Origin of the sequence: Pseudoalteromonas sp. McH1-42 (assembly GCF_022347845.1) — a bacterium.
Lineage (GTDB): Bacteria > Pseudomonadota > Gammaproteobacteria > Enterobacterales > Alteromonadaceae > Pseudoalteromonas > Pseudoalteromonas rubra_D.
This window is the reverse complement of the sequence record NZ_JAKRFU010000051.1, coordinates 1-7,149: the sequence shown is the minus strand read 5'-3', so window position 1 is coordinate 7,149 and position 7,149 is coordinate 1. Positions and strand designations below refer to the sequence as shown.

9 protein-coding genes are annotated in these 7,149 nt (G+C 39.2%); all 9 read right to left on the bottom strand.

Features of this window, described 5'->3' with window-relative positions; translation table 11 throughout:
- Positions 1 to 199: 199 nt before the first annotated feature.
- Positions 200 to 754, bottom strand: a complete 555-nt coding sequence (locus MHN31_RS23840) for a zinc ribbon domain-containing protein (protein WP_239445515.1) — start codon at positions 752 to 754, stop codon at positions 200 to 202.
- A gap of 46 nt (positions 755 to 800) precedes the next feature.
- Positions 801 to 1,250, bottom strand: coding sequence for a hypothetical protein (locus MHN31_RS23835; protein WP_239445514.1), 450 nt, complete (start codon positions 1,248 to 1,250; stop codon positions 801 to 803).
- A gap of 1,027 nt (positions 1,251 to 2,277) precedes the next feature.
- Positions 2,278 to 2,586 (bottom strand): hypothetical protein, encoded by a 309-nt coding sequence (locus MHN31_RS23830; protein WP_239445513.1) that lies wholly within the window; start codon positions 2,584 to 2,586, stop codon positions 2,278 to 2,280.
- 732 nt (positions 2,587 to 3,318) lie between these two features.
- Positions 3,319 to 3,834: a hypothetical protein gene (locus tag MHN31_RS23825; RefSeq protein ID WP_239445512.1), complete on the bottom strand. Its 516-nt coding sequence runs from the start codon at positions 3,832 to 3,834 to the stop codon at positions 3,319 to 3,321.
- 434 nt (positions 3,835 to 4,268) lie between these two features.
- Positions 4,269 to 4,694 (bottom strand): hypothetical protein, encoded by a 426-nt coding sequence (locus MHN31_RS23820; RefSeq protein ID WP_239445511.1) that lies wholly within the window; start codon positions 4,692 to 4,694, stop codon positions 4,269 to 4,271.
- A 123-nt stretch (positions 4,695 to 4,817) separates the two neighbouring features.
- The gene (locus MHN31_RS23815; RefSeq protein WP_228553242.1) at positions 4,818 to 5,048 is read right to left on the bottom strand and encodes a hypothetical protein; all 231 of its coding nucleotides are present in this window, start codon (positions 5,046 to 5,048) and stop codon (positions 4,818 to 4,820) included.
- Between the two features lie 119 nt (positions 5,049 to 5,167).
- On the bottom strand, positions 5,168 to 5,560 hold the full coding sequence (locus tag MHN31_RS23810) for a hypothetical protein (protein WP_239445510.1): 393 nt from the start codon (positions 5,558 to 5,560) through the stop codon (positions 5,168 to 5,170).
- A gap of 120 nt (positions 5,561 to 5,680) precedes the next feature.
- Positions 5,681 to 6,187, bottom strand: coding sequence for a DUF2199 domain-containing protein (locus tag MHN31_RS23805; protein ID WP_138536490.1), 507 nt, complete (start codon positions 6,185 to 6,187; stop codon positions 5,681 to 5,683).
- Positions 6,188 to 6,310: 123 nt separating this feature from the next.
- Complete coding sequence (locus MHN31_RS23800) at positions 6,311 to 6,931, bottom strand: tetratricopeptide repeat protein (RefSeq protein WP_239445509.1); 621 nt, start codon at positions 6,929 to 6,931, stop codon at positions 6,311 to 6,313.
- Between the last annotated feature and the right edge of the window lie 218 nt (positions 6,932 to 7,149).

Here is a 7,149-nt window from a genome sequence, read left to right as displayed (position 1 = left end):
TGTTATGACAGGAAAGCAACTGCGCTGGGCTATACGTGAATACGTGCGCTTGATACATCTGCTCGGGAGGCCTCAATTATGAGGGGATCCCCCAGCGCTTTACTAAGCGGCAATAAAATAGCTGGCTAAAATTTTTTGAGGCACGAGCAATGCCCACTGCTTTTTGTCCGCATTTACGACTTTGTTATGCGCTTTCCCCCTAAAACTTGTTTCCGCATTTAGGGCAAAATTTATACCTTTTTTCGACTTCAGTGCCGCAGTCACCACAATACTTATTATCACTCCCATTTGACAGCCTGTTTAAAGTTGATTCAAACGGGTCTTTTTCTTTGTCATGAGCGACAATATCTTGTGCCGAGAAACGATTTTTCGCAAATGCATTGTACAAATGATACGCACCTGAAATGCAACCAGATAAAATTACAAAGTAGCCAATTAAATGAAAGTAGCTTTCATTATCCGTTTGATTTAACCAAATCAAACCAAATAAAATGCTGCCTGCAATCTCTCCTACTCCTAACCCAAAAGATGGAGCTCTACCTGTTTTAATCGAAGCAATATTTCCATCTTCATCAGCAATAGATACCCTTTGAAATGGTTTATCCTTGATCCGCTCTTTAATTAATATATTGATTTGTGCTAATCGTTCTGGATAAGCTTCACCATCAATACTCTCTTTACATTCAAGTAATTCCTCAAGCGTATATTGTGTATAATCAATCTCTGTCAAAGTAACCTCAAATCTTCTGTGCACATAACGCCTAATTGGGTCCGCGGAAGGCGTCACCTAGATTCTCTTGTTAGGTGTAAACCTGCTCATTACAGGTAATGTTCTTACACACTATTTTAATGGTAGCTTCTGATGCCATAAGAATTTCATGTAACAGGTAACCACCCTCAGTTAGCCTAACTTCATGGCAAACTATATCGCCATGGTATGTGTCTGCATAGTTATACGGATTTTTAGTACCCTCAAAAGCATATGATTCTATTTCTTCATATTTTAGAACTATATTTCGGTCATGCATTGGCCCAAGCAATTCGATCTCTATAGTTGTACTCGGGTTAAATGGCCTTTCTTTGTTTCTATGCTCTTTAATATTGATGCTTGTAACCCAAGAGTCATGTAATGATTGCGGACTCTCAAGATCATGGCGATTTACATCAGTGTCAAACTCGTAGACATGGACGGGAATCTTCCCCTTGCGAGCCCTCATATACTCTAAATAATCGTCAAACGACTCATACATAACTATCTCTCTTGATTACACATAACGCCCGCATTAGGCGCCCATACTTTTAAGCCTTGAGCCGCCCCAGTAGGCGCTTATTGGGTCGACTTTGATGCGCTTGTTATGTTTGCCCGCCGGCTATATTTTGTGCAACAAAGAGCTTAACCTGATTTGACCGGCTTAGTCCACGCTTATAATCTTGAAGTTCAATACGCTCAAGTAGCGGCTGCTCTGATAGATCGGAGCGAGCGAATTCGACACTGATGAGACATGAGCTATTAATAAGAACAAGATAGATATCTTCAGTTTGTTCAGAGATACTGTATGGGACACAGCCATTGACTGTAGAATGCCCACTGGACTCAAGAACTTGCTTCAGCTTGAATCAGAGCGAATGCTATCTCGTGATGCCATTAACTGCTCACGAAAATCTAATTCCATTTTGCTACCGATTAGCTTCATTGCTTAACCCTGAAAAACATGAAGACACCATAAGCAATTGAAATCGTTTAACTAAATTGTGAGGTATGAACATAGCCAACTGATTTAACCCCGCCCTTCAGGTCTTGTTATACACCATTTGTAAACAAAACTGAATTGTCTGTTGGAGGTGAAGTACACTTTAAATTAGCAGTTACGTATGGCCAATGAACTCGTTTTGCATGAATCACAAACCCTTGCTTCATCGTATAATTGGTCAAGGTAAATGAACCTGGGCAAAGTTCTCCGGATCTGCGTAGCAGCTTAAACCTCAACTTCTCGTACGATTCATTACTAGTACCATCAACTCGAACAAGAAATGATTGTTCACCTAGCTTTTGTTCAGAGAATCCACTAGCGCCATTTTCAGGATAGCCTTCAATTGGTTGATATGAACTACAACCCACTATTACCAATGATAAAGCGAATATTGCCAATCTTAGCAAAGTAACTCCATAGATGCATTACGCCTTACTAATGGGCGCATAAATGCTTAGCTAAAATTAGTCACGAAGGAGCGCACGCCAAGCATTTTGCGCCCTTTCGAGTAATTTGTTATATGCCCTTAAGACAAAAAGGAAACTTTGCCTTTTGCTATTTTCCAAGGGCCCGCATATAAACCAAACTCTAAACCAACATGCATCAGCGGTTCATGCACTTCGGGACTTAGAAAGTCACTTTCAACTCCCAACTTGTCACCAGGAAATGCTTCTTCGACATTACCCTGATTAATAGAGCATGACGCAAAAGATGCACCAGAAGTTTCCAAGCTTTTATAAGAAATAGCTGGCCTAGCACCATTAATAAATCTCGCCAGAAAGTCTTTATCGTTAACTTTTAAAACTTCAACTTCAGCTAAAATAGTAAAACTCATTCGGATGTCTCTCTGGGCATATAACGCCCCAGTCAGCGAGCAATTGAAGCGCAGCTTAAATTGACCCGCTGTCGCTGATAGTTATCTTTTTGTCGTTTTAAAAACCAACCATAATAATGGGCTGCATGCCCTTATTTTAATTGATTTTCCAAATATCTATCTAAACTCGGAATTTTGTATTTTTAAAAATTCGATTTTTAATCGACACAAGGTGATAAAAATCCTTTGGGAGTCTGTTATAAGCATTATTGATGTCGCCAATCACAGATCTATGCTTCCTTATCGCCTCGTACTAATAAATCTCATGGGCCAATCCAAATTCTTCTTTTTTAATAAAGCCTTTGTCTACAAGTCTGTCTATTTTTTGGTGCTCAGGATTAAACTATGCATTGCTCATTTCAAAAATTACTGTAGAAATCTTTCTCTCGGGTAAAAGATTAGGGTTTACATGTATCTCTAACCTCCCGTCTCTAGCATATGTATTCCCTGTTCTAACGGAAATAGCATCTTTTATTATATAGGTACGGAATATAGGTCTGGATCTGATATCTTTAACCATTTCTCTGTATGTAGGACTTTTTTAGATTAGCCAATCATCAATTTCATCATTTGATCGTTTAACATTAAAATCACAATCAGCAAGGCTAGAAGACGAAAGAGCCCTATTGCTACAAAAATTAAAAACTTCATAAACCTTCCTTGAAAATATAACGCCATAAGTAACGGCATTTTTTATTCCAAATTAGCCATATATGATACTACTAGAGATAAGGCTAGTCTCTCATTAATCCGAAAGGAATTATATTTAATTCCACTCCATTTCCGATAGCGAACTTTACGACCATGTAAAACAACCTTAAAAAACCAATTCACCCTATTTTCTCCACCGACAAAAGCTACCAATTCATTGTTTAAATAAATTTTACTGTAGTTGTCAATTTTTAACTTACCTTCAGCTAAATTGCTATATTGGCTACCAAACCATACAAAATCTTTAATCGTCTTTTTGTTTAAGTATGTTTCAAAGTCGCCATTGCAGTGAAGCTTGGCTATCAAAGTTTCACCTTTCGGTTCTATCAATTCATAAACGTAGTACTTATTGTCAAAAAAGCTTCGGAACACTCTATAGGTATTATTAGTATCTTTAACTAAATACTCCCACAAGTCTCCTTTCAACTCTTTGAAACCTTCTAAAGAATCTGAGGTAAGAGCAATTTTTTTATTCCATAACAGGTTAACGACTGACAAACTAACTTACCCATCTTTATAAAATCAAAGTTTTAATCAAAATATAACGCCTCGAATAACGAGCCAATAATACTTGACCATAATTAGTGAGGCACGAACACGCTAAGATTCACCCTCAATAGACACCCATTATTGGGCACCATCCCAACCTTTCCATTCCTTAGCAATGAACTCAAAGAGATTAACGAGGAATTCGCAGTCGGTGTATCCCGAAACCCTTTCCCTGAGTTTCACAGAAGGACTTTCATAGGTAACTGAGAAACAATGCCCTCACGCTCACTAAAAGTAAGGATAGCGGCGGTGTTACCTGATTTAATAACTACACTATCTATATTGATGACTTCTAACGCCTTACTAATGGGCGCATAAATGCTTGGCTAAGATTAGCAACGAAGAAGCACAAGCCAGCGTTTTACATCCTTTTTAGTAACTTGTTAGGCATTAGTATACAGCGGTTCATCATCTTTCCAGAAATGACCAAAACAAACGGTAGTAACAACACCGTACTCAGATTGAATCTCAAGCTCTTGTTCCGGAAAGGAGTAACTTTCCATTGAGCCATAATCTTCAAATTCAAAAGGCGTTTCGATGATTACCTTAAGTTTAGAAATAGCAACCAGCACCTCTAAGCCTATTATGTTAACACCTTGAATTAATAACGTTGGATTTGAGCATTGAATCCAGTGAAGCCTGTCAGTTTCATCCATCCAAAACGTACACTTAAGTTTGTTGTATTGAAGAAGCAGCAGCCCATCATTATCGGTGTCTATTTTGTTGGGCTCTCCTATCAGCCTTTTTAGGGTAACTTGATCAACGCCAAACCTAATATTACCTAATCCAATCCCGAATTTTACTTCCATGCTAAAACCTATACCTAACGCCTTAATAAACAGTGGAAAATAGCATGCTAAACTAAGCGAGGAATGAGCGCAAGCCTGTTGTTTTGCGTCCATAGTTTAATTAACTTTTATATTTCCAATGAACTAATCTTGGAAATCCCAAGGTATTTCTTTTTTGAATAACTCGATAGAAGCTTCAACAACCTCTAACGGGATATCTTTGTCGTAAGTTGTCACTTCACGCGACTTTTTTGTGTCATCACGAAATATCTCAAGTATCAACTTACCCTTGAAATAAATCTCAACTCCTATTCCGTCTCGACCGTTACTGACATCACTTGCTATTGTGACTTCATACTCGTTGTTAAGAATCACGACAGACTCCAATGGAAATATAACGCTTGCAGCAACGGCGCATGCTTGATGGACCTTTTTTCCGCGAAGCGATTAGCAATAAATAGGCCAGCGAGTATGCGTCCGCTTTGACTGACTTGTTAAATGGCATACACACCGAGCCTGCTAATTGTAAAACTAATAAACTCTCCAACTACACTTGGATCATTTGTATGGATTATATCTTCTTCCTTTAAAATGCCACAATCAACTATAACTGGGTTTATTGAAATTATTTGACCGAAAGCTCTGTATCTCCAGCCTGAAACTTGTTCAATGCACTTTTTCTTTTCAGGGTTAGATTGGAAAATTGATTCCCAACTTTCATCTTCATCGAGGGAATTTGAAAACTCGAATGCAAAGCTTTCGCCTATTTTGGGCAGGTTTTCGATATCTAGCGTCAATTCATCCATAACACAGTACTGCTTCCCCTCTATTTCAAGGGTAGCTTCTAGATATGTGCCATTGGTTGATATAAATATTGCTTCCATCATGCCATTTAACGCTCGATTAAGTAGCCCGAAACGCCTAGCGACCTTTTCTGCATAACACCTTAAACACTAAACTATCTGCAAACTGAAAGTGCAGCGTTGAGGGTCTGCTTAAATTTTTTGTTAGCCATGCATGCAAAGTTCTGCGATTTTCTGAGCTTTGCTTATTTCAAGGCCTTTCACAAAATTTTCATATAATTCATGGTCAGTTTCATGAAGTACGATTAAGGGACGAGCACCATCCGGTTGAGGGTGTACGTCAGTGGCCAAAGCATACGTACTTTCATAGTAAGGTAGATAATTGCACAACCACCCAAAGTAGGCTCGGTCGATATCTGGTTGTTCATAAGTTTCTACGTAATGGTTATAGCTAGACTCACTGAGAGAAACCCAAACACCCCACATAAAAGGGTCTTCTACTCCAATAATCGGTATTTCTAAGATTACTCTGATAAAGTAGTGGTAACCATCTTCATCCTTGTAGTAGCACAAGTCTGAGCCTAGCTTACCTTCATTTTGTACTTCTTCAGGCTGCTCAAGGTAAGGATCAGGCGCTCTGAATCCAAAACTGGGTGACCCCTCATGCATCTCTCCACAGGAAGAACACTTAAACGCGAATATACTACTCAATTATTACTCCTTGACGGCTAACGCCCCGCTAAGCCGAGGCAAATACGGAAGTTGCTTTGTAGTAAAGTGAGCGAAGCGAACCTCAAAGCAACTGGAGTGTTTGGCTTCGGCTTAAACGGTTTGTTATGCGTGTATGGCACGAATCTCATTTACCAAACCCTTATATTCTTTGCCAACCAAACCAAGGCTTTGATGAAAGCGAAAACCTGACTTTTTAATTTGAGCCGCGTCGAACGCTTGACCGGCATGCCTAGCAGCCTGTTCATTATTGCCGCTTTCAGTAAAAATAATTGCCTTTGCTGCATGCCAACGAAAATGATCGACTGGAAACATTAACCGCTCTTGATGCTCATCTAGTATTTCGTTAGCAGACTGATATAAATCAGTAAGTTTGCTCTCAACTATGACCAGTGGATAGAGGATGTATGCATCAGTTTTTAGATTTGAGAATGCGGACTCTCTTTCTAAAGCCTTGCGATAAGAGTTTATTGCATTTTCAATTTCACCTTCTGCTATATATGCAGTTGCCATATCACAGTAAGCTTGAGCATGCTCGAAATCATCGCTTAACTCAAAGTATTGATCTAATAGTGAAAGTGCTACATCTGGTGCTCTTCTAGCAATAGTGCCAGCCTGAATACGTAGATATTGTTCTTTTCGGCGAGCACGCTTAAGTTTTTCGAAGAACTTATTTTCAATCTCTTTGCTCCACTCTTTATTCCTGTACCAGCATTCGCTACTCAATCGATAACCCTTTACGCATAACGCTCCGCTCTGAGGAATCCCCAGATAATCATTCTTAAAATCAATGTGATGGACACGCACGGCATTGTTTGATCTAATTTATTTCGCCAAAAACTAATCAGATAACAACACCATGCGTGATATCACTATCCTACACGATATGCTCAGAAAAAACTGCCCCCAAATTCATGCCCGGCGCCTTGATTCATTAATGCTGG